A 24,425-nucleotide genomic window follows, 5' to 3' on the forward strand; every position below is an offset into this window, starting at 1 on the left:
CCTCCGGTCTGTGCCACGCTGTGGCGAGGCCGGGGGCCGGCCCCATTGCTCGACCAACGCAGGAGATCGCGGGTGGATCGCATCGGATGGCACGACCTACCAGCAGAAGCCCGAGCCGCCGTCGAGCGCCACACTGGCCCAGTCGACGACGCCAAGACAGCGCCGCACGGTGTCATGTCCCGACTCGCCTGCACCATCGACACTCGAACCGGCCGAGTCTTCGTCAAAGGCACCCGCGAGGATGACGTACAGGCGTGGGTGTACCGCCACGAGGCCGAAGTCACGCGATACGCACCCCACGCGCCCCGCGTTCTGTGGGGTGCCAATGCTGGCGGGTGGCAGCTCTACGGATACGAATACGTCGAGGGCCGATACCCGGACCTGAGCCCAGGATCTGACGATCTCGCCGCCTTCGTACTCACGCTCACCGCTGTCTCGCAAAGGCCATGGCCCGAGGTTCTGCCTAAGAAGCCGCTTCACACCCGGTGGGCCGAGTTCCTACCGAAGGACGTGCCGAGCAAACTGCAAGGCCGTGCACTCGCCCACACCGACATGTCCCCGCACAACATGCTGGTAGGGGACACTGGCGAACTGCTGCTACTGGACTGGGCTCTTGCCTGCCCTGCCCCTGCATGGGCAGACGCCGCGCTGGCAATCCCTCGGCTTATCGCCGCTGGGCACACGCCGGAGCAGGCCGAGGCGTTCGCCCAGGAGATCCCCGCGTACCGGGCTGCCGAAGCCGCCGCCCTCACGTTGTTCGCGCGCACGGTCTACACAGCATGGGCGGACTGGGAACGAACACGTCCCATGCCTCACAGAGCAGCACTCACGGCCGCCGCTCAGATGTGGGCCACGCACCGTGAGAAGGGTCAGCCGACGGGCGCACACGCCGATTCGTAGGCCCCTCCGACAATCGGCAGACCACGGTGGGGCACCTCAATGAAGGTGTCTCGCGGTGAGCGGTCAGGCGTCCACCCGGCATGCCGCACTGATCGGCATTACTGATCACTTTGACCACATTGATCGATTTCACCTGCGACAGCAGCGTCTGCCAGGGTTACACCTGTCCAACCCAAGCAACACCTGAAGGGCCTCTACGTGCTCACTGTCGGCGACCAGTTCCCTGACTTCGACCTCATGGCGTGCGTCTCCCTGGAGAAGGGCAAGGAGTTCGAGCGCATCGACGCCGAATGGCTTAAGCTCAACCGGGAAAAGAAGGGTTGGTTGGTGGTCTTCGCCTGGCCGAAGGACTTCACCTTCGTCTGCCCGACCGAGATCGCGGCCTTCGGCAAGCTGAACGAGGAGTTCGCCGACCGCGACGCCCAGGTCCTCGGCTTCTCCGGTGACTCGGAGTTCGTCCACCACGCCTGGCGCAAGGACCACGAGGACCTGCGCGACCTGCCGTTCCCGATGATGGCCGACTCCAAGCACGAGCTGATGCGCGACCTCGGCATCGAGGGCGAGGACGGCTTCGCCAAGCGCGCCGTCTTCATCGTCGACCAGAACAACGAGATCCAGTTCTCCATGGTGACCGCCGGCTCCGTCGGCCGTAACCCCAAGGAGGTCCTGCGGGTCCTGGACGCCCTCCAGACGGACGAGCTGTGCCCGTGCAACTGGACCAAGGGCGAGGACACCCTGGACCCGGTCAAGCTGCTTGCCGGAGAGTGAGTGACATGTCCCTCGACTCCCTCAAGTCCCGCATACCGGACTACGCCAAGGACCTGAAGCTCAACCTCGGCTCGGTCATCGGCAATTCCGACCTCCCGGCCCAGCAGCTGTGGGGCACCGTGCTGGCGACCGCCATCGCCGCGCGCTCCCCGATCGTGCTGCGCGAGCTGGCACCGGAGGCGAAGGCTAACCTCACGCCGGAGGCGTACAACGCGGCGAAGTCCGCGGCCGCCGTGATGGCGATGAACAACGTCTTCTACCGGACCCGGCATCTGCTGTCCGACCACGAGTACGGCAATCTCCGCGCGGGGCTCCGTATGAACGTCATCGGCAACCCCGGTGTCGACAAGGTCGACTTCGAGCTCTGGTCGTTCGCCGTGTCCGCCATCAACGGCTGCGGCATGTGCCTCGACTCGCACGAGCAGGTGCTGCGCAAGGCGGGCGTCGACCGCGAGGTCGTCCAGGAGGCGTTCAAGATCGCCTCGGTCGTCCAGGCCGTGGGCTCCACCCTGGAAGCCGAGGCTGTGCTGGCCGACGTCGAGTAGGCGCCGTTGCTTCCGCGGACCCCGCTCACACCTTGTGGGCGGGGTCCTCTGCGCTGTCGTGGTCCTCGTCCCCGGGGGATGCGCCCTCAGGCCCGCCATCGGCCTGCACGGCCTCGTTCTCAAACTCCCCCCGAGGGGGCACCCCCGGACGGGCTGGCAGCCGCGGTGCCGTCTCCTGCGAGTACGCCCGCAGATACCCCACGATCGTGTTCGCCACCGCCACCAACGGCACCGCCACCACGGCACCGCCGATCCCGGCCACCATGCCTCCGGCCGCCACCGACAGCACCACCGCCAGCGGGTGGACACGGACCGCGCGGCCCAGGATGAACGGCTGGAGGACATGGCCCTCGATCTGCTGCACGGCGAGCACGACCACCAGAGTCATGACCGCGGTGAAGACGCCCTGGGTCACCAGCGCCACGACGACGGCCAGGGCGCCGGAGGCCACCGCGCCGACGAGCGGGATGAAGGAGAACAGGAAGATGAAGACGGCCAGCGGGACGGCCATCGGTACGTCCAGGAAGTAGATGCCGATGCCGATGAACACGGCGTCGATGAGGGCGACGAGGACCGTGCCGCGTACGTACGCCGTGAGGGTGGCCCACGCGCGCGGGCCGGCGCCGGCGACGCCCGGACGCGCGGCGGCCGGGACCAGCTTCAGCGTCCACTGCCAGATCCGCTTGCCGTCGTAGAGCAGGAAGAGCGTGGAGAAGGCGGCCAGCAGAATGCCGGTGAGCGCCTCGACGACGACCGTGACGCCTTCCAGACCGGCCGAGGTGATCTCTTCGGTGTTGGCGCCGACCGCCTCCCGGAGGTTCTCGGCGATCTCGTTGATCTGCTTGTCGGTGACGTGGAAGGGGCTGTTGAGCAGCCAGTTGCGCAGCTCGTCGATGCCGTCCTGGACCTGGTCGGAGAGGTTGTCGATGTTCTCCATGACCTGCCAGGTCACGAACCAGCCCATCAGCCCGATGACGACGAACCCGAGGATCGCGGTCAGCGCGGTGGCGAGCCCGTGCGGCACGCGCCGCCGGGTCAGCCAGGCCACCGAGGGCTGCATCAGCGCGGTGAGGAGCAGGGCGATGACGAAGGCGAACACGACGAGTTGGACGGCGCTGATCACCCGCATCAGCACCCAGACCGTGCCGGCCAGCACCAGCAGCCGCCAGCTGGCCTCCGCCGCGACCCGTACCCCCCACGGCACGGCCTGTGCGGGGTCGGGCCGGGGCGGCGGGACGGCGGGCGCGTAGTCGGGCGGTCGTGGCACGTGGGCCGTGGGCGGGGAGGTGTCGTCGGAACCGGGCTCCGGGGCGGACGGCCGCACCGGCTCGAGCTCGCCGCTCTCCCGTTCCACCGCGGCCCGGCGCTCGTCCAACCGGTCACTCATCTCGGTCAGCCCGGCACCGAGCCGACCGAGCCACCCTGGCACTCGCGACATGATCCGCCCTCTTCCCCCGTCTCTCCCCACCACTCCCCCCTGGAGTCGTTGCGTCCGACCGTACATGGCCACTGCCGGGGGGAACGCGAAAGCCCCTCACCAAAGGACGGTGAAGGGCGACGCAGGGTTGAGTCACGCCCCGAGGGGCGCGGGGCTGTATCTATTTGCGGCTCCGCCGCGTGGGCGCGACAAGCCACGACGGCGCGGCACCTGGAGGACGTCCTGCCGCGGCCCTCGAAGCGGAGCGCCTAGTACCAGTGGTTCGCCTGCCAGAACGACCACGCGCCACAAGGACTGTCGTAGCGCTCGTTCATGTAGTTCAGGCCCCACTTGATCTGGGTGGCCGGGTTCGTCTGCCAGTCCGAGCCGACGGACGACATCTTGGAGCCGGGCAGCGCCTGGAAGAGGCCGTAGGCACCGGAGGACGGGTTGACGGCCTGGTAGTTCCAGTCGGACTCGTGGTCCACGATGTTGCTGAAGCACTGGAACTGGTCGCTCGGCACCATCTGGCGCGCCATCGCCTGGATCTGGTCGATGGTGTACGAGCTCTGGATCGGGAAGTCCGCGGAGGAGGACCTGGAGGCCTTTGCCTCGGCCTCTTCGCGCTCCTTGGCTTCCTGGGCCGCCTTCTCGGCGGCTTCCTTCTTCTCGATCGCGCTCTGGGCGGCAGCCTTGCGGGCGGCCTCCTCAGCGTCCTTCTTGGCGCTCGCGTCCGCGGCGATGGCCTGGACGTCCGCCTGTGCCGACAGGGACTCGGTCTGCACCTGGGCCTGCTGGCCCGCGGGTATGTCCGCGAGGAGCGTCGAATCGGCAGCCGTCGCCTCGGCGTCGTTGTTCTGCGCGGTGCTGCCCGAGGCAACGCCGACGACGCTTCCGACAGCGGTGACCGCGGTGGCCGACGCCACTGCGAATCCCCTGACCGAAATCGGACTCACACGGTTTCCTTCCAGCATCGCCCGCTTCGGTGACCCTGGCGGACGCAATCGTGCCCCTGGCGCTGGCCTCCCAACTGCGGGGTCACGGGAGGCACGGACCCGGTGGGCAACTCCCGCGAGGGGAGCGCCGCGTGAAGACTCGGGCGGCATACGACGTCGTTATGCAGTTGGCTGTGGTGCTGCTGTGGTTCCGTACCGCTGGGGGTACAGGTGTGTCGTATGCGGGGCCTGACAGGAGTGAGACTCTGCCGTAACCCGACGCCGCAAGGCAATTCTGCGTTGCGTGTGAAAGCTCACACCTTGTTTGTGCCAGGGGTTTTACGGAAAGCCACACACGCCGAGGCGCCGCCCGGATAGGCTCACTGCCTTTCCGGACGGCGCCAACCAACGAGTAGCTACCGCAAGTTCAGCACTTGGGTCAGATCTGCCCGTCTTCCAGCATTTCGGTCACAAGGGCCGCGATCTGGGACCTCTCGGACCGCGTCAGCGTGACATGGGCGAACAGCGGATGCCCCTTCAGCTTCTCCACGACGGCGACGACACCGTCGTAGCGTCCGACCCGCAGATTGTCCCGCTGGGCCACGTCATGAGTGAGAACCACCCGCGAATTGGCTCCAATTCGGGACAGAACAGTCAGCAGGACATTCCTTTCCAGTGACTGCGCCTCGTCCACGATCACAAAGGCGTCGTGCAGCGAGCGTCCGCGGATATGGGTGAGAGGGAGCACCTCCAGCATTCCTCGCGCGGTGACCTCTTCGATGACCTCGCGGCTGGTGACCGCGGACAGCGTGTCGAAGACCGCCTGCGCCCAGGGGCTCATCTTCTCGGCCTCGCTGCCGGGCAGATAGCCGAGTTCCTGCCCGCCCACCGCGTACAGCGGCCGGAAGACCATCACCTTCTGGTGCTGACGGCGCTCCAGCACCGCCTCCAGACCGGCGCACAGCGCGAGCGCCGACTTGCCGGTGCCGGCCCGGCCGCCCATGGACACGATCCCGACGTCCGGGTCCAGGAGCAGGTCGAGCGCGATGCGCTGCTCGGCGCTGCGGCCCTTGATACCGAAGGCCTCCCGGTCGCCGCGCACCAGCCTGACGTTGCCCTCGGGCGTGATCCGGCCGAGCGCCTTGCCGCGCTCGGAGTGGATCGTCAGCCCGGTGTGGACGGGCATGTCCGCGGCTTCGGGGACGTAGATGTGACCTTCCTCGAAGAGGACGTCCACCTTCTCGCCCGGCAGGGTCAGTTCGGACATTCCGGTCCAGCCGGAGGAGTCCGTGATGGCGAGCTCGGCGCGGTACTCCTCGGCGAGGAGGCCGACGGACGAGGCCTTGATCCTGAGCGGCAGGTCCTTCGACACGACGGTGACGTCGAACCCCTCGGCCTGCAGATTGCGGGCGACCGCGAGGATGCGGGAGTCGTTGTCCCCAAGGCGGTAGCCCGTCGGCAGAACGCTGGGGTCCGAGTGGTTGAGCTCGACACGGACGGTGCCGCCGAGGTCCCCGATCGGAATGGGGGCGTCGAGGCGACCGTGCCGGACCCTGAACTCGTCCAGCAGGCGCAGTGCCTGCCGGGCGAAGTAGCCGAGTTCGGGATGGTGCCGCTTGGCCTCCAGTTCCGTCACCACGACGATGGGGAGCACGACCTCGTGCTCGTCGAAGCGGTTCAGGGCGTTCGGGTCGGCCAGCAGGACGCTGGTGTCGAGAACGTAGGTGCGCCGGTCTGGCTTGTGGCGCTTTGTGCTGGTCACCACGGAAGGACGTACCCCCTCGGATGAGGTCGGGGAGCGACGGAGTGGAGCTGGACCGGTCGTCGGCCGCCCTGCACGCCATGCACGGGCCGAAAACCGGCCCTCCACTGCTTCTTCCGTGCCGTGACCGCACGGTCGGGCTGGTGCAAAGGGCCTCCCGGGCGGACGGCTCCGGTGCCGCCCGCTGAGATACGACACCCGTGGTTCGGGTGTCGACCTGCTTGGCTTATGCCCTCGAACGTGCGATGCCATGCCAGCGCATATGACGGCGCGCTGGTGAACTCCTTGTTACTTCCGTCCCGCGGTGGGGTGCTTCTCAGCCGCCGTAACGCCGGTGCCGGGCCGCGTAGTCACGCATGGCGCGCAGGAAGTCCACCTTGCGGAAGGCCGGCCAGAAGACCTCGCAGAAGTAGTACTCGGAATGGGCCGTCTGCCACAGCATGAAACCGGACAACCGCTGCTCGCCGCTGGTGCGGATGACGAGGTCGGGGTCGGGCTGGTCGCCCGTGTAGAGGTGTCGGCCGATCAGGTCGACGCTGACGGACTCGGCGAGGTCCTCCATCGAGGTGCCCTTGTCGTGGGCGTCCACGATCATCGAGCGCACGGCGTCGGCGATCTCCTGGCGGCCGCCGTAGCCGATGGCGACGTTGACCAGTATTCCGTCGATGTGCGCGGTGGCTTCCTCGGCCTCTTTGAGGCTGGTCTGCATCCCGGACGGCAGCAGGTCCGGAGTGCCGACGTGGTGCACGCGCCAGCGGCCGTCGGCGGCGAGGGTGCGCACGACGTCCTCGATGATCCCCAGGAGCGGGCCCAGCTCGTCCTGCGGCCGGTCGAAGTTGTCCGTCGACAGCAGCCAGAGGGTGACGACCTCGACGTCCGTCTCGGAGCACCAGCCGAGGAACTCCTCGATCTTCTCTGCGCCGGCCCGGTGACCGTGCACGGTGGTGGAACCCGCGGCCTTCGCCCAGCGCCGGTTGCCGTCCATGATGACGCCGATGTGCTTGGGCACCTGAGCGTGGTCCAGGTGACCTTCCACCCGGCGTGCGTACAGCCTGACCAGCAGGCCGCGCAGCTTGTCGCGCAGGTTCACGTGATTGTCCGCCCCTCCGTACGAATGCGGTCCCCGCGCCTTGGAGCGTACCGGGGTTTGGGGCGGTCGCGTCTTTGGGGGTGCGGGTGGGGTGTTGGCGCCTTGGGTGGGGGTGCTTCGGTGCGTGGGCGGGTGCTGGGTGGTGGGTGGTGGGTGGTGGGTGGTGGGTGGTGGGGGGATGGTCGCGCAGTTCCCCGCGCCCTTCGGGGGTGGCAGTCCCCGGCGTCCTAATGCGCCCCCGGTTGTTCAGGGGCAAAAAAACGGGCCGGTCCGTGGGGGGGAGACGGACCGGCCCGAGGGGGGGTTTCCACCATAACCCTTCGTAAGGGATGGTGCGTGCATCGGCGTGCCACAACTACTCTCCGAAATCGATCGGCGACGGCCCGGTAGCCCCGAGGAGGCTCTTTCGTGGCCGAATCTTGGCCGTTCAGGCGCAGATTCCCAGGGGAAACGGGCGGGATGCACCCGAATGCAGAGGGTTTGGTGCGGCTTGGGGTCTGCTCGGCGACTTGTCCGCGCTTCCCTCCCGCGGGTGACCCCGACCGCGAACGCCGGCTTGACGGGGCACACGACTTCGCGGGGCGCACTCGTTTTCGATGCGACGCGCGTCCAGCAGGGACACGCACGGAGGCATGGCACCGCGCAGCCCCCTCCGCCGCGCGGTGCCGCCGCGCAGCTTTGCGTACGCGAATTGCCTTGGTCTGAACTTACGCGAGAGATGAGAGGAAATCGAGTCGGCCTCCATAACAATGTGGAAAACGTGCGGGTTCCTTGGATGCGCAGGGGCCTGAGGCGCTTCGCGCACGGATGCACGGTTTGCACTACGGCGGCTCCAGCGGACAGCACTTGACCTATATACGGCCTACCGTCGGCCTATGACCGCGAACGCGAGCAGGATGATCAGCTGGGGCGAGGCGAGTGCACGACGGATGGAGCGGCAGTTCCTGGCGAGTCCCGCCGGGCGCGGCACACCGGTGGCCGAGGTGGTCGGGGCGATGCTGGGCGCGCACGCGCAGGTGCTGTCCGCGGCCGAGATGTCGGTCGGGGTACGGGCCGCCGGGGTGACGCGGGCGGACGTACGGGCAGCGCTCTGGGACGACCGCTCCCTGGTGAAGACGTTCGGCCCGCGCGGAACCGTCCATCTGCTCCCCGCCGCGGAACTGCCCCTGTGGTGCGGCGCCCTGACCGCGGTTCCGACGGGCCCGAGCCCGTTTCCGCCGGACGCCCGGGTGACGGAGGAGCAGGCGACGCGGATCGTGGCGGCGATCGGGGATGCCCTCGACGGGGTGTGCCTGACCGTGGAGGAGCTGGGCGAGGAGGTCGTGGCACGCACCGGTCCATGGGCCGGTGACCTCGTCATGCCCGCCTTCCAGGATCTGTGGCCGCGCTGGCGCCAGGTGCTGCACCGGGCCGGTCAGGCGGGCTCGCTGTGCTTCGGACCGAATCGGGGGCGGAAGGTGACGTACACGCGGCCGCCGGAGTTCGCCCAGGGGTCGGTGGCTAGGTCGGCGTCGATGGCTGGGGCGGCGTCGGGAAAGGCGGCACTGCGGGAGCTCGTACGTCGGTATCTGCGTGCGTACGGGCCCGCGACGCCCCGGCACTTCGCCAAGTGGCTGGCGGCCCCCGGAGGTTGGGCGGCCGAGCTGTTCAGGGAGTTGGCGGAGGGCGAGCAAGGCGAGGGGATCGAGGAGGTCGCGTTCGAGGGCGGGACGGCGTGGGTGGCCGCGGGGGACACGGAGTTCCCTGGTGAGCGGGTGCGGGGAGTGCGGTTGCTGCCGTACTTCGACGCCTACGCCATCGCCGCGCAGCCCCGGGAGTCCCTGTTCCCCGGGGAGGCGTATCGGCGGGCGCTGGCCGGCGGCCAGGCGGGGAACTATCCGGTGCTGCTGGTGGACGGGGTGGTGGCCGGAGTCTGGCACCAGCGGCGCCAGGGCCGTCGTACGACGGTGACGGTGGAGCTGATCGGACGGCGGCTGACGGCGCGGCAGGAGCGGGAGTTGGGCGAGCAGGTGGAGCGGGTGGGGGAAGTGCTGGAGGCGCGGCCGGAGTTGGTGGTGGGGAAGGTGACGGTCGGACCGCACGCGTAGGTGGTGGAGGCTCAGGCTTCGGGGTCGGAGTCGGGCTTGCGGGCCTCGAAGAGGTGGCGGGTGCTGTGCGCGACGAAGGGGCCCTCGGCCTCGATCCGCTCGTGCAGTGCGCGGAGCCGGGGCCGGTACGCCTCGACGGTGAAGCCGGGGACCATCCACACGACCTTGCGCAGGAAGTGCACCACCGCTGCGATGTCGTGGAACTCGACGCGCAACCGCTCGGCCCGCACGTCGACGATCTCCAGCCCGGCCGCCTCGGCGTCGGCGCGCTCCCTGTCGGGGTGCCGGGCGCTGCTCTGCTCCTCGGGGAGGGGGCCGAGGAAGTACTCGACGAGCTCGAAGACGCTGCGGGGCCCGACATGCTGGGCGAAGTAGGTGCCGCCGGGCCGCAGGACGCGGGCGATCTCCGTCCAGTGCGCGGTCACCGGGTGCCGGCTGCTGACGAGGTCGAAGGCGCCGTCGGCGAAGGGCAGCGCGGCGTCCTCGGGGGAGGCGACGACGGCGACGCCGTGTGGGCGCAGGAGCGCGGTGGCCTTGGCGACGTTCGGCGGCCAGCCCTCGGTGGCGACGGTCAGGGTGGGTGCCTCGGGGGCGGCGCGGCGCAGGGCGAAGTCGAGCACCTCTCCTCCCCCGGTCTGGATGTCGAGGGCGGCGGTGGCGCGGGCGAGCCGCTCGGCGAGGGAGGCGGCGTATCCCCACGACGGCCGGGCTTCGCTGGCCCGCCCCTCGAACCACGAGAAGTCCCAGCCCTCGGTGGGGACGGCGGCACCCTCGGCGACGAGGGCCTCGAAGGTACGGGGGTGCTGGGTCCCCCGTACGTCCGCGGCGCCGTCGCTCACCTTGTCGTCACTCATGTCCCCGAGTGTGTCAGGAGGCACTGACAACACTCGCCGCTGCTCGCCACTCTTCGCGGGCTACGGCACCAGCGGCCGCACTTCCTCCGCCGCGAACCGCACGAACGCCTCCGGATCGGGCTCGTCCCCCGTCGGCTGGAGGACCACGGTGTCCGCACCGGCGTCCGCGAGCCGCTGCACGGCCTTGGCGACGGTGCCGGCGTCCCCGGCGACTCCGAGGTCGGGCACGGATCCGAGTCCCTCGGCTTCGAGTTCGGCCTTGAGGCGGGCGGGTCCGTCGGGTCCGGTGGCGGTGAGGAGGTAGACGACGACCTGGTGGGACGTGTCCGCGTCCGGCGTGCGTCCGGCCGATTCCACTCCCTCGACGATGAGTTGCCGTGCCCGCCGGACCCCCTCGGGCGAGGTCGAGGCGGTGAGCAGCGTCCCGTCGGCAGCCTCGCCGGCCAGGCGCAGCGAGCGGGGCCCGGTGGCGCCGGCGAGGACGGGCACCGGCTCTGCGGGCGGCCAGTCCAGGGCGACGTCGTCGAGCTTCACGTACCGTCCCTCGACGGTCACCCGCTCCCCGCGCAGCAGGGCCCGCAGCACGTCGAGGTGCTCCCGCAACAGGGTCACCGGTGACTCGACCCGGGCCCCGACCTGCCCCATCCAGTCCTGCACGCCGTGTCCGACGGCGAGGATGGGGCGGCCCGGGAACATCCGGTGCAGGCTCGCCGCCTCCATGGCGGTGATGGCGACGTTCCGCAGCGGCACGGGCAGCAGCCCGACGCCGACCTTGACCCGCTCGGTCCAGGCGAGGGCGGCCGCCGCGGTGGAGATCCCGCCCTCGCGGAAACAGTCCTCCCAGAGCCAGAGCTCCTCGAGGCCCGCGCTGTCGGCGAGTCGGGCGACGGATCGGAGTCGTTCGGGAGCCAGCTGGGGACGGAATACTGCGCCGAGTCCGGTCATGGAGTCCTTCCTACCCGGACGGCACTCTGCGGACAACACAGTTTTGACGGGGCCCAGGAGGTGGCGTCGGATGCGACGACGGTGGCGTGACGGTCGGGGGACGCTGGTCGTGCACGGGGACCGGGGTGACGTCTCCGTCCCCCTGGAGATCGCCTCGTCGTACCGGGCCCGCACGAAAGGGCTCCTGGGGCGTGACTCCGTGACCGGCGCGATGCTGCTCACGCCGGCCGGCGGCGTCCACACCTTCCGTATGCGCATCCCCATCGACGTCGCCTACCTCGACCGCAAGCTGAACGTCATCGCCGTACACACCATGAAACCGGGCCGCCTGGGCCTGCCCCGGCCGCGGTCACGGCATGTGCTGGAGGGGGAGGCCGGGGTGATGGCGGGGTGGGGGCTGGTGGCTGGGGTGCGGGTGAGTGTGGAGGCCTAGGGGTTGTCGTCCGTTTCCGTGAGTGCTGTCTGCACCAGGAGGCTTCCCCGTCTCCGGGAGACGAAGTCCCCCCCGACCGGCCGGCATGACACGCGGACGGACATTGCCGAGGATGCCGCCCTCGTTCGGGTCGCCGGACAGCACGACGCCCTGCGCGCCGAGCTCCTTGATCCGCTGCATGAAGGGTTCGTACGACAATCTTCCGGCGCCCGCGGTGTTCCGGGGCCGCGGGAACCGTTGATCGTCGTCACAAAGGGTGACGGGGCGAGGCACTCCGCGCCACTTGCCCACCGCACCGAACCGTTCCCAGCGTGGGATTCCTGAGTACGGTCCCGGCTTGAGGTGAGTATCGGCCCCCATGCCGGGACGGTGCCCCGGCGGCGAAGATCGTGCACACCTCACGTGGAAGGACCCGACGGTGCACCTGAGCCCCAGGGCATACGACGCCCTGTACGGCCCCTACCGGCCGACGCACAACCCCGCCCGGGCGGGAACCGTCATCGCCGTGGCGGCGGGCGGACTGTGGGCGCTCACCCTCGGATCGCTGGCCTGGCTGACGTTTCTCGTGGGCATCGGGGCCGTATGGGCCGCCGCCGCGGGGGAACCGGTCGGAGAGTTCCTGTGGCCGTTCGTCCTGACCGTGACGGGCGCTGCCGTCGCACTGATCGCCCTCGCTTTCGCACCCGGCATTCGTCGCCTGACGCCGGCGACCCGCCTGCTCCTCCTGGGTGCCCTGGCCTGCCCGGTGCCGACTGTCTTCGCGTTCCAGACCTGGATGCGGGCTGGGTGACCTGGGTCGACTCGGCAGGATCAGGTGCCGAACGCTCACCCCTCCGAAGGGTCGCAGTCGTAGTCGTTCACCGCGTCGAAGGCAGGCAGGTTCTGCTCGCCGAACAGGGGATCCACGACATCGCGTACCTTCGTCCCCTCCTTCAATCTGCTCGCCGAGGTCTCGATCGCCTTGAGCACCACACGGAACTCTTCGGCGATGTCCTGCGGCGCGCTCGCCTTCATCTCCTTGCCCATGTGAGCGATCAGCACAGCCCTCGTTCGCAGATCCTCGAAGTCCAGTGCCTTTCCGTCGATCGCCGCACCTACATCGGAGCGGAAGGTGACGACGCCGACCTGGAAGGTGTTCAGATCGAGGCAGAACGCGGAAGTCGCCGTGGGGGTCGCCAGGGTGGTCGGTGTGCCGGACGAGGGCGGAGCCGACGCGTGGGGCGATGCGGGTCGGGCGGCGTCCGGGGTATCCGGGGTATCCGGGGAGTTCGAACAGCCTGCTGCCAACAGTGCGGCGGCCATCGCGAGGGGCCATCTGCGTGGGGCGGTCATGGGCGGAGAGTAGAGGGAGGGGGTCGGGAGGGGTCCCCCCATCCCCATAGAGCAGATGAGCAGACCCGCGGCAGCATCCGCGAAGCGCACCTCCCACTGGCCCTCCGGTGCCGGTGGTGCGGGGAGGGGTGGGTTCGCGCCAGGGAGACAGGCCACCGCTGCCGTTCAGCATCCTTCAGCACCCCCATCCCCACACACGCGGAACGGAGCCCACGCATGCCCGACCCCCAACCATGGGAGTGCCACCTCAAACTCCCCAACGACCTCCGAGCCCTCTCGATCGCCCGCCACACCATCCGCACCGCACTCCTCGGATACGTCCACACGCCCGAACTCACCGACACCGCTGAAACTGTTCGCCTCGGAACTGTTCTCCAACTCCGTCAAGCACTCGGACGGACCGGTGACCGTCAGACTGCGGTCACGCGGCACCGCCGTACGCGTCGGGGTCATGGACAACCATCCCGAACTCCCCGACCCCCTGCCCTGCACCCACGGACCAGGACTTCGGTCCCGGCCTGTACCTGGTGGAGTCGCCGGCGGACGCGTGGGGCCGCTATCCGGTGGTCCCGGCGATCAGTCACTCCCGTGCGCCTGGCTGGAAGGTGGTGTGGTTCGAGCTGTCCGACTCCGTACGGAAGTGAGGCCAGCCGAGGCGCGCAGATCCGGACCGCTACGCGGTGCCGCAGCACGTCCCGCGTCGTGCTTCAGCGCCGCCGAACTATCGCCCCCACCACGAACGTCCCGACATACGCTCCGAGCGGCAGCACCATGCACAGCGCCAGCGGATGGAACACCGTATCCGCGAGAGCGTTCGAGTCGGGGCCTTCATACACACCCGAAGCCAGCGCGATGAGGAAGAGCACGATCCCCAGCAGGAGACCACCGAACATCACCTTGACCGCGATGTGCACCAACGGGGTCGGATGCCGGCGGGCGCGTGTGATCTTGTCGGCCGCCTCGGGGACGGGCGCCCAGCTCTCGCCCCTGTGCAGCAGCCACATCTCGCGCAGGGCCGCCACCTCACGGGCGAGGTCGGGGGTGTTGCGGTCGTTGAGGTGAGGGAGGATGCGTCGGTGGCCCGAGGCGTCGTACAGGACGACGACGTGGGCCGGCGCTCCTTGGGCGCCCGCGCCGGGGTTCACCTCGATCTCGATGCCCTGTACGTCGGGCCAGGCCGTGGCGTGGCTGCGGAACGCTCCCCGGGCCGTCAGATGGGTCTCGTCGCTGATCGTCGCCGTCACCTTGACCAGGCGCAGGACAAGGAGGAACAGGGCGGCGAGCGCGGCGCCCACGGCGGCGGGGACGGCGACCGGTACCTCGTCGTCCAGAGCCAGCCGCGCGATCAGGCCGATGCCTGCGACAAGGGGGGCGGCCAGGCCGAGCCACAGCCAACTGCCGCCCGAGTAGCGGTACTCACGGCGGTACGGGGCGTCGTCATCTGCGATCACGGGCGCAGGTTAGCCACGGGGCGTCGGGACCGGTCCCCGTCAGCCCTCCGAGCGCGGGAACGACACCTCCACCCGGCGGTTCTTCTTGCGGCCCGCCTCGGTCGCGTTCGAGGAGATCGGGTACTGCTCGCCGTACCCCCGCACCTCGTACGTCACCGTCGAGTCGGTCAGTTCCGCTTCCAGGATCCCCTGTACGGCGTTCGCGCGCTTCCTGGACAGGACGTCGCCGTGGGCGGAGGAGCCGAGGTTGTCGGTGAAGCCGAAGACTCGGATGCGGGTGGCGTTCTGGGTCTTGATCTCCTCGGCGATCTCCCCGATACGGGCCTTTGCCTCGCCGGTGAGTTTGGCGCTGTCCTTGGGGAACAGGACCTCGGCCTGGAGGGCGAACTTCACGTCCGCGTTGGTGTCTTCGCGGCGTTCCTCACCGGCCTGGTCCTCGACGACCTGTTTGATGTCCAGGACCTTGGCCTGGGCGAGGGTGGCGCCTTCGGGGAGCTTCAGGTCGGGGTCGTTGGCGTCGACCTCGACGGGGGCGGAGGCTGTGGCTTCCGTTCCCGGGGGCACGCTGGGATCGTCCGCCGCTTCGGCCGTCGTGGCCACGAGGAGGTTCGCGGCGACCATGAGTGTGGCCGCGGTGAGGGTCTGGGTGAGGCGGGGGGTGCGGGTCATGGTTGCCTCACCCGGAGATCTGGATGGTGGCGGCGGCGAAGGTCGGGAGCTGGAAGGTGACCTCGGTCGTCTCCGTGGGCGGGGACGGGAACTGCATGAACACGGCCAGGGTTTCCCCGGACTTCAGGGTCGAGAAGCCCGTGGTCGTGAGCGGGCGGCCGTCCGTGTCCCGTAGGACGTAATACCGCTTCTTGCTCTTCGAGTCGACAAGTGTTGCGCCTCCGAAGGACCGGCCGTTTCTGGTGATCTCGGTTTCGTTGCCGCTCAACGCGGACGGGACAGACACGCTCTTGTCCCCGTCGTTCTTGAGGCTGCCGTTCACGGTGACGAAGCCACCGGAGTCACGCTGGGCGGAGGTGATCTGGAGGAATAGTCCGTCCGAGCCCTTCAGCTCCGCCAGGGGCTCGTCCGACTGCCCCTCCTGGGCGCTCGGGTCGGACCCCCGTTCCGTGCTGGCGGACGCCGACGTCTCCGGCTTGTCGTTGTCGTCCCCGCCGCTGCCGCATCCGGCCACGCCGAGGGCCAGTCCAGCCGCAACGGTCAGCGCGACCATCCCCCTGTGGGCCTTCGTCGTGAACCGAATACTCATGCCTCTGCTTCCTTAGTCACTCGTCAGTAGTCACTCGTCGTTCGCCGGTGAGTCGGCCAGATGGACGTCGAAGAGGTCCTCGGGAGCCGGCAGGGTGGCCGGATCGTTCGGGTCCGGATCCCAGTTGCCGCTGTCCTCGCAGGTGAGGCGCGGAAGCGGGAGTGTGTCGTTTCCATCGCCCGGGTCGGCCTCTTCTCCGGGGCCGACCCCGCCATCTCCGCCGTCGCCCTCGCCACCGCCACCGCCACCGCCAGGAAGGTCGAACGTACAGCGGGGCTCGATCACGGCGGTCGCGGATGCCCGCGACTTGATGTCCTCCGTGCCGGGGACGATCGAGTCGCCGACGGGTTTCGTGGACTGGACCGTGACCGTGTAACCCAGCGGCTCCGCCGGATCACAGCCGTCCACAACGGCGTCGTTCTGCGCCGCCAGCTCGTCCGCTCGCCAGCAGCCGTCCAACTGCACCCCGATACCGGCGAAGATGTCCTGCCACTTCGTCGGGTGGAGTACGTCCTCCAGCCACATGCCGGCGAGTTGGTCCCGGGCCTCCTGCGCCGCCGCCAGAGCCGCCGCGTCGGCCGCGGTCTGGGCGCCGTTGCGGTTCGCCGCGGCCTGGCCGACCGCGAGGTACGCGAACGCGAGGAAGAGCAGGCCCGCCACCACCGTGATGTAGATGGGGAAAGCCTGCCCTGCGTCGTCGCCGCCGTACCGTGGCCGCCGCATCAACCGCCGGTCACTTCGGTGATCTTGTCCGTGATCGCGTCGAAGATCGTCTGACCGATGTCCGTTCCCACGATGGCCAACACAATCGCCACCACCACCGCGATGATCCCCAGGTACTCCACCGCCGTCTGCCCCCTGTCGTCGCGAGCGGCACGGGAGCGCAGGTGCTCGACGGTGGTGTGGATCCAGTTGCTCATGGTGTTCCCCTCTGGTGTTCGGCGGTCGCCGGGCGCTGGGCTCGCAGGACTTGGGAGAAGTCTTGCGAGAAAAGTAAGCGGAAATACCCGAAACACCAGAGGGTCCCTGGGCCCGATTCCGGACCCGGGCCGAAAACCATCGCTGTGTCATCGCCGTCAGCTCCGCCCAGGGGGTGAACCCGGAGCGCTGCCCGGCCACTTGGTGGCGGCCTGCGCGTGGCCGGTGCTGTGGAGTTTGGCGAAGATGCGGTTGACGTTGACGTGGCCTGATGCGATGGGGTTCATGGTCTCCGCCTCCCTCCTGCTCAGCCGGAACCGCGACCGATCCGACGACGACTGTCCCACATCTGGTTGCATTTGCGAAAGGTGTTCCGGGAATTTCCTTGTAGTAGTTGACAGTTCGGCCTTTGCTTGCGCTAGTGATGTGGTTGCGCCCCCCCTACTCCCCCGTCAACGATCCGAAGTCCGTCCCCGATCCCAGCAACAACCCCGCCCCCAGCAGAATCATCGTCGCCGGCACCATGAACGTCGTGATCATCAGCGTGGCCCGCGGCACCGCCCGGGCCGCTTTCCGGCGGGCGTTTTGGGCGTCGGTGCGGCGCATGTCCTTGGCGAGGGCGACGAGGGTCTCGACGATCGGGGCGCCCAGTTCCTCGCCCTGCTGGAGGGCGGTGACGAACATCGCGACCTGTTCGGAGTCGTTGCGGCGTCGCAGCTCCGCGAAGGCCTGGCGGCGGCTCATGCCGAGGTCCATCTGGCGGAGCGTGATGCGGAGTTCGTCGGCCCAGGGACCCTCGTACTTCGAGGCGACCCGGTCGAGGGCCTGGCGGAAGCCCAGGCCCGCGCTGACGACGACCGCGAGGACGTCGAGGAAGTCCGGCAGGGTGCGTTCGATCTCGTCCTTCCTGATCCGGATGGCCGACCAGATGCCGACCTCCGTCCAGAAGGCACCGAAGGCCAGCAGGAGCAGCGCCACCAGGAACTGTCCACGCAGCAGGAAGACCAGGAAGCCGACCGCGCCGAGAAAGCCGTACACCGCCCGCCGCGCCGCGTAGCGGTCGATGGTCAGGCCGCCGGGGTTGCCCGCGAGGTCGATCTTGCGGCGGTACCTGGCGACCAGTTTCGGGCCCATCAGGCGCAGTACGGCGGGGGCGTAGCGCATGCCCATGCGGTCGATGAGGGAGTCCACGGCGCCGGTGCGGGTCGCGCCGATCTCCAGGGCCAGCGCCAGGTCGCTCGGCAGCTTGGCGTCCGCGCGGTACATGCGGATACCCGCGAAGACGCCCCACACGCCTAGCGCCATCAACAGCGCCAGGGCCAGGCCCAGTGTTCCGGTTTCCATCGTCTCGTCCTTCCGTCCCCGTCCCCGTCCCGCCCGCGCCCGCGCCCGCGCCTCAGACGTCGATCCGTGACATACGCCGGATGAGGACGAACCCCACCGCGTACAGACCGAACGCGATCAGCACCGCCGCCTGGCCGACCGAGGAACCCGTCATACGGTCCAGGGCCCCGTCCTGCACCCCGTTCATCAGGAACAGCGAGCCGACGCCCAGCACGGGGACCGCGTACGACGTCATGCTCACCTGCGAGAGCTGGGTACGGACCTCGCGCCTGGTCTCCTTGCGCTCCTCCAGCGTCTCCGTGAGGTTGCGCAGGGCGCTGACCACCTGGCCGCCGGCCCGGTTGGAGAGGACCAGCGTGGTGACCAGGACGACCAGTTCGCGGGACGGGAGGCGTTCGGCGAGCTCGCCGAGGGCGTCGTCCATCGAGGCGCCGAGGGCCAACTGGTTGGACACCTTGGCCAGTTCCTCGCCCGCCGGGGCCTCCAGCTCCTCCGACGCCATGCCGATGGCCGTGCGCAGGGCGAGGCCCGCGTGGGCGGCGTTGGCCAGGATGCGGGCCAGTTCGGGGAGCTGGTTGATGAAGCGCTCGATGCGCTTCTGGCGTTGCCAGTTGAGGAACTGGACCGCCGCCCAGACGCCCAGCAGGCCGGCGATCGGGCCGAAGAAGGGGGCCAGGGCCGCCTGGCCGACCAGCCACAGGCCGGCCACCGTCACCAGCAGGTAGACGAAGAACTCACCGGGGGTGACGTCCAGGCCCGTGGCCACCAGGCGCAGTTCCAGCCGTTTGCCCAGTTTCGTACGGCGCAGTCGGCGGTCCAGGTCGACGAAGCGGCGTCGGCGGCCGCCGGCTGCGGTGATCTGGCCGGCGGAGGTGAGCCGGTCGACCAGGGCCTGGCGCTGGGCCCGGCCGGAGGCGTAGGCATGGATGCCCACGACGGCCAGCGCACAGGTCAGCAGGGCGATGCCGGTCGTGAGCGTGATGCGGGTCTGGAGATCCATGGGTTCTACCTGTTCTGCCTCTCCTGCCTGGTCCTGCCTCGGTCCTGCCTGGTCCTGCCTCGGTCCTGCCTCGGTCCTATCTGGCTTCTCGGGTCGCTAGTTCGAGCGGTGACTGGGCGACGCCGAAGGCCTGGGGTATCGGCTGGCTCGCCATGTAGAGGCGGTCCGCGGTGCGGCGCGGGAGGGGGTGGTACGCGAAGGCGCCGTGGACGCGGCCGTCCGGCGTCATGGGCTGGGCGTTGAAGCGGGCCACGGTCGCCACCCGGTACGGCTCGGCGCCGTGGCTGTCCAGGAGCGCGATCTCGGTGATCCGGCGGGCGCCGTCCGGGAAGCGGGTCAGCTGAATGATCACGTCCACCGCGCTGTTGATCTGGTCGTGCAGCGCCTCGAAGGGGACCGAGACGTCGGACATGGACGCGAGGGTCTTCAGCCGCATCAACGCGTCCTCCGTGCTGTTGGCGTGCACGGTGGCCAGCGAGCCGTCGTGGCCGGTCGACATCGCCTGGAGCATGTCCAGGGACTCGCCGCCGCGGACCTCGCCGACGACGATGCGGTCGGGGCGCATGCGGAGGGAGTTGCGGACCAGGTCGCGGATGGTCACCTGGCCCTTGCCCTCGACGTTGGGGGGCCTGGACTCCAGGCGGATCACATGGGACTGCTGGAGCTGGAGTTCGGCCGAGTCCTCGATGGTGATGATGCGCTCGTGCTCGGGGATCAGCCCCGACAGGGCGTTGAGCAGCGTGGTCTTACCCGTGCCCGTCGCGCCCGAGACGATGATGTTGAACTTCGCCTGCACCAGCCCGGCCAGCAGGTACACCATGGGTTCGTCGAGCGAGCCGAGGCCGGTCATCTCGTGCAGGGTGAAGGAGCGGGGGAAGCGGCGGATCGTCAGGGTCGCGCCGGTGAGCGACAGGGGCGGGATGATGACGTTCACCCGCTCGCCGGACGGCAGGCGCGCGTCGACCATGGGGTTCGATTCGTCGACCCGGCGGTTCACGGTCGACACGATCCGCTCGATGGTCTGCATCAGCTGGTCGTGGGAGGGGAAGCGGAGCGGCAACTGCTCGACTCGGCCCGCGCGTTCGACGAAGATCGCGTCCGGGCCGTTCACCATGATCTCGGTGATCGAGGCGTCTTCGAGGAGCGGTTCCAGGATGCCGAGGCCGAGCGCCTCGTCGACGACCCTGCGGATCAGCTGCGCGCGCTCGACCGTCGACAGCACCGGGCCCTCGCGGCTGATGATGTGCCCGAGGACGCGCTCCAGGCGGGCCCGGCGCTCGGCCGCCGCCAGCGAGCTCATCTCCGCGAGGTCGATCTCCTCCAGGAGCTTGGCCCGGTACGAGGCGACCAGGTGGCCGTCCTCGCCCCGGCTGCCGGGCTCCTCGGGGGTGTTGATGCGTGACCTCAGGCTCATGTGGATCCTCGTTCAGTGGTCGAGCGGCATGGTCGCGGTCTTCTGGGCGGGGTCGAAGTCCCAGCCGGGGACGACGGACGGGATCTGGACCACGGCGGTGACGGTGACCTCGTCGGCACCCTGCGCGGGCTCGCAGCTGACGGAGAGCCAGTCGCTGACCGCGTTCTGGCAGCCGTCCTGCGCGGTCCCCGGTTCGAGCGAGGCGGCGCGTGCCCCCGCCCGGGCCGCCGTTCCGGCCTGCTGGGCGGCGTAGGCGACGAGCCCGAGCTGTACGCCCGCCAGGGCCACGAGGACGAGGATCGGGATGAACCCGAGGTACTCGATCGCGACCTGGCCGCGGTCACGGATGCCGCGGACGCCGCGGACCCCACGGACACGTCGGATTCCAACGACCCCGCGGTCACGGCGGACTCCACCGCCCCCACGGACACGTCGGGCTCCGCCAACCCTGCGGACACGCCCGGCCCCACCGCCCCTGTGGTCACCGCGGACTTTGGCGTCGTACGACATCTCAGTCCTTCTCCTCCTGCACGGCCCCCGCGTGCCCGTCGACGGTGAACGGGAAGCCGATCGCCCCGGGGAACAGCACGGGCACCTCCAGGTGGACGTCCGCCGTGGCGTAGCCGCCGCCCGCACCGCACTCCACCGAGGCGCCGCCCTCCCACGCGCCCGGCAGGTGTTGCAGCGCGGCCTCCTCGCAGCCCGCCTGGCCCTCGGACACCGCCCCGGCCCGCGCCGCCTCGTCCGCGGCGTTCCCGGCCAGCGAGAAGGTGTAGCCGAGCAGCACGAACTGCCAGAGCAGCACCAGCGTCAGGATGATCAGCGGCGTCATCCCGAGGAACTCGATGGTCACCTGGCCCCGGTCGTCCCCGCGCCGGCGCCCCCTCACCGCCCTATCTCCTTGCGCCGCCGGAACGTCAGCGCCGCCCGGTCCCCGCCCCGCGCACGGCCGTTACGGCGCTGTTGGGCGGCTCCCTCGGTGCCCTTGACCAGGCCGAGCTCCCCGGCGAGCGCCCAGAGGGCCTGTTTGACGGTCCCCTTGGCGTCCAGCTCGTGCACCCGGCCGGCGTCGACCGCGCCCTGGAGTTCCTTGAAGTTGGCCGGGACGGCGGTGGCCGCGACCGCGGTGCCGGTGATCCGCTGGATCAGGGCGGGCTGGATCTCCGTACCGCGCGAGTGGCGGTTGACGACGATGGTGGTCTCCTCCGCCTTGCGGATCTGGAGGCGGTCCCACATCCGTACCGTGCGCTTGGCGCCCCGGACGGCGACCACGTCCGGGGTGGTGACGAGGAGCGCGGTGTCGGCCATCTCCACGGCGGCCGCGCTCGCGCCGCTCAGCTGGGCGCCGCAGTCGATGACGACGACCTCGTAACGGGAGCGCAGGGCGCTGACGATGTGGCGGGCGGCGCGGTCGGTGACCTCCTCGCCGCGTTCGCCGTCGCCGGGGGCGAGGAGCAGGGCGACCCCGGTGTCGTGCCGGAACACGGCGTCGGCCAGCACGCGCGGTGAGATGTCGCTGATGGCGGCGAGGTCGACGACCGAGCGGCGGAACTGGATGTCCAGGTACGAGGCGATGTCGCCGGTCTGGAGGTCCATGTCGAGCAGGGCGGCGCTGCGGCCGGACGCCTGGGCGGCGAGGGCCAGCTGGATGGCCGTGAGCGTGGCGCCCACGCCGCCCTTGGCGCCGCTGACCGTGACCACCGTGCCGCCGACGCCGCTGAACACGTCGCCGCCCGCGCCCAGATGACGCCGCACGCCCACCGACCACTGGGCCACGGCGTTGACGCGGCTGGCCAGCTCCTCGTAGTGCAGGGGCAGGGCGACCAGGCCCCGCGCGCCGTAGTCCATGGCGGCCTGGAAGAGGCCCGGGCTCGCGTCGGAGGTGACGAGGATGACGCCCACCGCCGGGAAGCGCAGGGCGACCTCGCGGATGAGTTCCAGGGCCGGGACGGGACCGATGCGCTCATGGACGACGACGACCTCGGGCAGTTCGTCGATGGACTCGGCGGCCAGGCGCGCGAGGGTGTCGACGAGCTGGGTGGAGTCGGTCACCGGGGCGACCGGCTCGGCGTCGGGGAGCTGGCTGAGCAGCGTCGTGAGGGAACGGACCGCGTCCGCGTCGCCGACGGCCGGGAGGATCCTCGTGGGCATAGGGGCCTCTCACTTGTCCTTGGCGAGTTCGTACGTGCGGTTCGTCGCCGGGATGTCGGAGTCGTCGCCGGGCGCCACCAGGGCGAGGCGGACCTCGTCGGCGAACGACTCGGCGTACGTGATGCGCTGGGCGTCGACCGGTTCGAGCGCGAAGGTGATCGGAACGGCGTCGGTGGGCTGTCGGCTCCGGTCGTTCTCGTCGGGCTTGAGGGAGGTCAGCTCGCCGACGTCGATGACGCGGGCGTTCTCCACGATGAGCCGGGCCTGGTCGGGTGCCTTGTCGCCGTCGCCCTCGAAGGTGGCGTAGACGTTGACCTTGGCGCCGGGGGTGATCTTGCCGGCCACGCCGGTCGCCGCGTCGATCATGATGGCGATCTCCTGCTCGCCCGCCTGCAGCGCGGGCTGGTCGACGATCATGTCGCTCTGCAGCAGGGAGCCCTTCTGGAGGGTGGTGACGGCGATCTTCCCGCGGATCTCGCGCAGGTCGGTGATCGCGTTCTCCGAGAGCCACCGCTCGGGCATCGTGATCTTCTCGAACTGGCCCGCGCTGAGCTGCGTGTAGGGGGCGACGTCCGTCCTGACCCGGTAGGCGGTGGTCTCGGGGCCGACCTTGGACTTCACGTCGCTGATGACGGACAGGACGCCGGCGAAGGCGCCGAGGGCGCAGACGACGGACAGGAGCAGGAGTATCACGCCGCGGCGCTGACGGGAGTTCATGAACCGTGCAACCTCATTGGGGGAATCGGTCGGGAGCGGTCGGATGGGGCTCGGGTCCGGTCAGCCCGCGCGGGCCGGCTGCTCGTGGGTGGGCGGGACGGCCGAGCAGAAGACGCAGCGGTCACCGATGACGTCGATGCCGCACCAGTGACAGGAGTTCTGCCGTACGGAGGTGACGAGCTGGTAGAGCACCGACAGGTCGGGCAGGTACGCGCAGAACTCGATCAGCTTCGCCGTCCCCCACCAGGCCGTCGACTCGGCGGGCAGGACCACCTCTCTCAGTCCCTGCGCGTTCCAGGACTTGGCAAGCGTGGCGGTGACCCAGTCGGACTGGAGCTGTCCCTGGGCGACCAGCATCGAGGTGCCGAACTCCGGGCCGGGCAGGGTGACTCCGGGGGCGATCCGGACGAGCTGCGGGGAGGGGTGGGCGAGCACTCCGAACTGGCTGCCGGGCATCCAGGACTTGGCGTGCGACCGGAGGTCGACGGGGACGCGGTCGAGCTTGGCGACGGAGCCGAGGAGCGCGCCGGCGTGGAGGTAGTGGGTGAGCAGCCGGCCGGCCGAGGCGAGGACGCCGGGGCTGAGGTCGCAGGAGGCCAGTTGCCGCAGCTGGCGGGCCAGGACGGCGATGCCGAGCGGGGGCAGTTCGGGCCGGAACACGGCGATGCGGTCGCTCTCCAGCAGGGACCGTACGGTGTGCAGCCGCTGCTGGACACCGCGGGGAACGGCCTGCGAGCACACGACGATGACATGTCCGTGCTGCTCCAGCAGGGTCTGCAGGGCCGCCAGCGACCGCTCCAGCGGCTCCCGGTCGAGGTCCTGGAGCACGACGGCGGGCACGGTTCGCTCGTCCTGCGCCGGCAGCGCCATGTCGGCGCTGGTCACGGCAATGGCAGTTGGCACGCGCAGCTCCCCGATGACTTCATTGCGTGACTACCTCAGCACTGTATCCACGGCTCTGTGGCCGGAGAACAGCTTCTCTCCAGCTGATAAACAACTCCTCCGGCACAACTCCCGCCAAAACGGGGCAGGTTGCGCACACGAATTCTCCACTACCGGAATCTCTTGACAGGTGAATTGGTCTGGACCAAGTTGTTGAGCATG

Annotated in this window: 26 protein-coding genes and 2 pseudogenes; 6 read left to right on the top strand and 22 right to left on the bottom strand. The window is 69.6% G+C overall.

All coding sequences use genetic code 11. The annotated features are described in order from the left end of the window. Positions 1-72: 72 nt before the first annotated feature. From ACZ4UU_RS19075 to ACZ4UU_RS19085, 3 genes are all read left to right on the top strand, one after another. Positions 73-900: a phosphotransferase gene (locus ACZ4UU_RS19075; protein WP_468041175.1), complete on the top strand. Its 828-nt coding sequence runs from the start codon at positions 73-75 to the stop codon at positions 898-900. A gap of 198 nt (positions 901-1,098) precedes the next feature. Continuing rightward, the gene (locus tag ACZ4UU_RS19080; RefSeq protein ID WP_468041177.1) at positions 1,099-1,668 is read left to right on the top strand and encodes a peroxiredoxin; all 570 of its coding nucleotides are present in this window, start codon (positions 1,099-1,101) and stop codon (positions 1,666-1,668) included. Positions 1,669-1,673: 5 nt separating this feature from the next. Beyond that, a complete protein-coding gene (locus ACZ4UU_RS19085) occupies positions 1,674-2,213 on the top strand; it encodes an alkyl hydroperoxide reductase (protein WP_468041179.1) in 540 nt (179 codons plus the stop codon). Positions 2,214-2,238: 25 nt separating this feature from the next. On the opposite strand, the gene ACZ4UU_RS19090 is transcribed toward ACZ4UU_RS19085, so the two are convergent. The 4 genes from ACZ4UU_RS19090 to ACZ4UU_RS19105 all read right to left on the bottom strand — a co-directional run bounded on the left by ACZ4UU_RS19090 (position 2,239) and on the right by ACZ4UU_RS19105 (position 7,417). Beyond that, complete coding sequence (locus tag ACZ4UU_RS19090; protein WP_468041180.1) at positions 2,239-3,651, bottom strand: AI-2E family transporter; 1,413 nt, start codon at positions 3,649-3,651, stop codon at positions 2,239-2,241. A gap of 248 nt (positions 3,652-3,899) precedes the next feature. Then, on the bottom strand, positions 3,900-4,604 hold the full coding sequence (locus tag ACZ4UU_RS19095) for an aggregation-promoting factor C-terminal-like domain-containing protein (protein ID WP_468041182.1): 705 nt from the start codon (positions 4,602-4,604) through the stop codon (positions 3,900-3,902). A 400-nt stretch (positions 4,605-5,004) separates the two neighbouring features. Then, complete coding sequence (locus ACZ4UU_RS19100; protein WP_468041183.1) at positions 5,005-6,330, bottom strand: PhoH family protein; 1,326 nt, start codon at positions 6,328-6,330, stop codon at positions 5,005-5,007. Positions 6,331-6,643: 313 nt separating this feature from the next. Continuing rightward, positions 6,644-7,417 (bottom strand): isoprenyl transferase, encoded by a 774-nt coding sequence (locus ACZ4UU_RS19105; protein ID WP_468041185.1) that lies wholly within the window; start codon positions 7,415-7,417, stop codon positions 6,644-6,646. An 875-nt stretch (positions 7,418-8,292) separates the two neighbouring features. Here ACZ4UU_RS19105 and ACZ4UU_RS19110 point away from each other — a divergent pair. Beyond that, on the top strand, positions 8,293-9,504 hold the full coding sequence (locus ACZ4UU_RS19110) for a winged helix DNA-binding domain-containing protein (protein WP_468041187.1): 1,212 nt from the start codon (positions 8,293-8,295) through the stop codon (positions 9,502-9,504). Between the two features lie 11 nt (positions 9,505-9,515). Here ACZ4UU_RS19110 and ACZ4UU_RS19115 read toward each other — a convergent pair whose 3' ends face one another. Both ACZ4UU_RS19115 and ACZ4UU_RS19120 read right to left on the bottom strand, forming a co-directional pair. Next, positions 9,516-10,358: a class I SAM-dependent methyltransferase gene (locus ACZ4UU_RS19115; RefSeq protein ID WP_468041189.1), complete on the bottom strand. Its 843-nt coding sequence runs from the start codon at positions 10,356-10,358 to the stop codon at positions 9,516-9,518. Between the two features lie 60 nt (positions 10,359-10,418). After that, the gene (locus ACZ4UU_RS19120) at positions 10,419-11,303 is read right to left on the bottom strand and encodes an LLM class flavin-dependent oxidoreductase (RefSeq protein ID WP_468041191.1); all 885 of its coding nucleotides are present in this window, start codon (positions 11,301-11,303) and stop codon (positions 10,419-10,421) included. A 70-nt stretch (positions 11,304-11,373) separates the two neighbouring features. On the opposite strand from ACZ4UU_RS19120, the gene ACZ4UU_RS19125 reads away from it, so the two are divergent. Beyond that, positions 11,374-11,736: a DUF192 domain-containing protein gene (locus ACZ4UU_RS19125; protein ID WP_468041193.1), complete on the top strand. Its 363-nt coding sequence runs from the start codon at positions 11,374-11,376 to the stop codon at positions 11,734-11,736. Here ACZ4UU_RS19125 and ACZ4UU_RS19130 read toward each other — a convergent pair. Beyond that, positions 11,733-11,973: pseudogene (locus tag ACZ4UU_RS19130) on the bottom strand (hypothetical protein); the annotation flags it as partial. The gene ACZ4UU_RS19125 and the pseudogene ACZ4UU_RS19130 sit on opposite strands and share 4 nt — an antisense overlap. 181 nt (positions 11,974-12,154) lie before the next feature. Between ACZ4UU_RS19130 and ACZ4UU_RS19135 the strand changes: the two are divergent. Then, positions 12,155-12,526, top strand: a complete 372-nt coding sequence (locus ACZ4UU_RS19135) for a hypothetical protein (RefSeq protein WP_468041195.1) — start codon at positions 12,155-12,157, stop codon at positions 12,524-12,526. A 35-nt stretch (positions 12,527-12,561) separates the two neighbouring features. Here the strand turns inward: ACZ4UU_RS19135 and ACZ4UU_RS19140 are convergent, their stop codons facing one another. The 15 genes and pseudogenes from ACZ4UU_RS19140 to ACZ4UU_RS19210 form a co-directional block, all read right to left on the bottom strand. After that, entirely contained in the window at positions 12,562-13,038 is a 477-nt protein-coding gene (locus ACZ4UU_RS19140; protein ID WP_468041196.1) for a hypothetical protein, read from the bottom strand. A gap of 737 nt (positions 13,039-13,775) precedes the next feature. Next, a complete protein-coding gene (locus ACZ4UU_RS19145) occupies positions 13,776-14,519 on the bottom strand; it encodes a hypothetical protein (RefSeq protein ID WP_468041198.1) in 744 nt (247 codons plus the stop codon). Between the two features lie 39 nt (positions 14,520-14,558). Beyond that, positions 14,559-15,188, bottom strand: a complete 630-nt coding sequence (locus ACZ4UU_RS19150; protein WP_468041200.1) for an OmpA family protein — start codon at positions 15,186-15,188, stop codon at positions 14,559-14,561. Between the two features lie 7 nt (positions 15,189-15,195). Next, complete coding sequence (locus ACZ4UU_RS19155; RefSeq protein ID WP_468041202.1) at positions 15,196-15,777, bottom strand: hypothetical protein; 582 nt, start codon at positions 15,775-15,777, stop codon at positions 15,196-15,198. A gap of 30 nt (positions 15,778-15,807) precedes the next feature. Next, on the bottom strand, positions 15,808-16,500 hold the full coding sequence (locus tag ACZ4UU_RS19160) for a pilus assembly protein TadG-related protein (protein ID WP_468041204.1): 693 nt from the start codon (positions 16,498-16,500) through the stop codon (positions 15,808-15,810). Further along, complete coding sequence (locus ACZ4UU_RS19165) at positions 16,500-16,697, bottom strand: hypothetical protein (RefSeq protein ID WP_217210438.1); 198 nt, start codon at positions 16,695-16,697, stop codon at positions 16,500-16,502. Before ACZ4UU_RS19165 ends, ACZ4UU_RS19160 begins: the two co-directional genes overlap by 1 nt. Positions 16,698-16,853: 156 nt before the next feature. Then, positions 16,854-17,069 (bottom strand): annotated as a pseudogene (locus tag ACZ4UU_RS19170) (DNA-binding response regulator); the annotation flags it as partial. A 67-nt stretch (positions 17,070-17,136) separates the two neighbouring features. Further along, positions 17,137-18,039, bottom strand: a complete 903-nt coding sequence (locus tag ACZ4UU_RS19175; protein WP_468041206.1) for a DUF5936 domain-containing protein — start codon at positions 18,037-18,039, stop codon at positions 17,137-17,139. A 52-nt stretch (positions 18,040-18,091) separates the two neighbouring features. Next, complete coding sequence (locus tag ACZ4UU_RS19180; RefSeq protein WP_468041208.1) at positions 18,092-19,039, bottom strand: type II secretion system F family protein; 948 nt, start codon at positions 19,037-19,039, stop codon at positions 18,092-18,094. Between the two features lie 76 nt (positions 19,040-19,115). Further along, the gene (locus tag ACZ4UU_RS19185; RefSeq protein ID WP_468041210.1) at positions 19,116-20,453 is read right to left on the bottom strand and encodes a CpaF family protein; all 1,338 of its coding nucleotides are present in this window, start codon (positions 20,451-20,453) and stop codon (positions 19,116-19,118) included. A gap of 12 nt (positions 20,454-20,465) precedes the next feature. Then, complete coding sequence (locus tag ACZ4UU_RS19190) at positions 20,466-20,837, bottom strand: TadE/TadG family type IV pilus assembly protein (protein WP_471905070.1); 372 nt, start codon at positions 20,835-20,837, stop codon at positions 20,466-20,468. A gap of 127 nt (positions 20,838-20,964) precedes the next feature. Continuing rightward, the gene (locus ACZ4UU_RS19195) at positions 20,965-21,285 is read right to left on the bottom strand and encodes a septum formation initiator (protein ID WP_062722084.1); all 321 of its coding nucleotides are present in this window, start codon (positions 21,283-21,285) and stop codon (positions 20,965-20,967) included. Between the two features lie 53 nt (positions 21,286-21,338). Next, the gene (locus ACZ4UU_RS19200; protein WP_468041212.1) at positions 21,339-22,604 is read right to left on the bottom strand and encodes an AAA family ATPase; all 1,266 of its coding nucleotides are present in this window, start codon (positions 22,602-22,604) and stop codon (positions 21,339-21,341) included. 9 nt (positions 22,605-22,613) lie between these two features. Continuing rightward, positions 22,614-23,321 (bottom strand): Flp pilus assembly protein CpaB, encoded by a 708-nt coding sequence (cpaB, locus tag ACZ4UU_RS19205; RefSeq protein WP_468041214.1) that lies wholly within the window; start codon positions 23,319-23,321, stop codon positions 22,614-22,616. A 60-nt stretch (positions 23,322-23,381) separates the two neighbouring features. Next, a complete protein-coding gene (locus ACZ4UU_RS19210) occupies positions 23,382-24,191 on the bottom strand; it encodes a hypothetical protein (protein WP_471905071.1) in 810 nt (269 codons plus the stop codon). Positions 24,192-24,425: the final 234 nt, after the last annotated feature.

It is taken from the genome of Streptomyces sp. NPDC028907, from assembly GCF_055564995.1.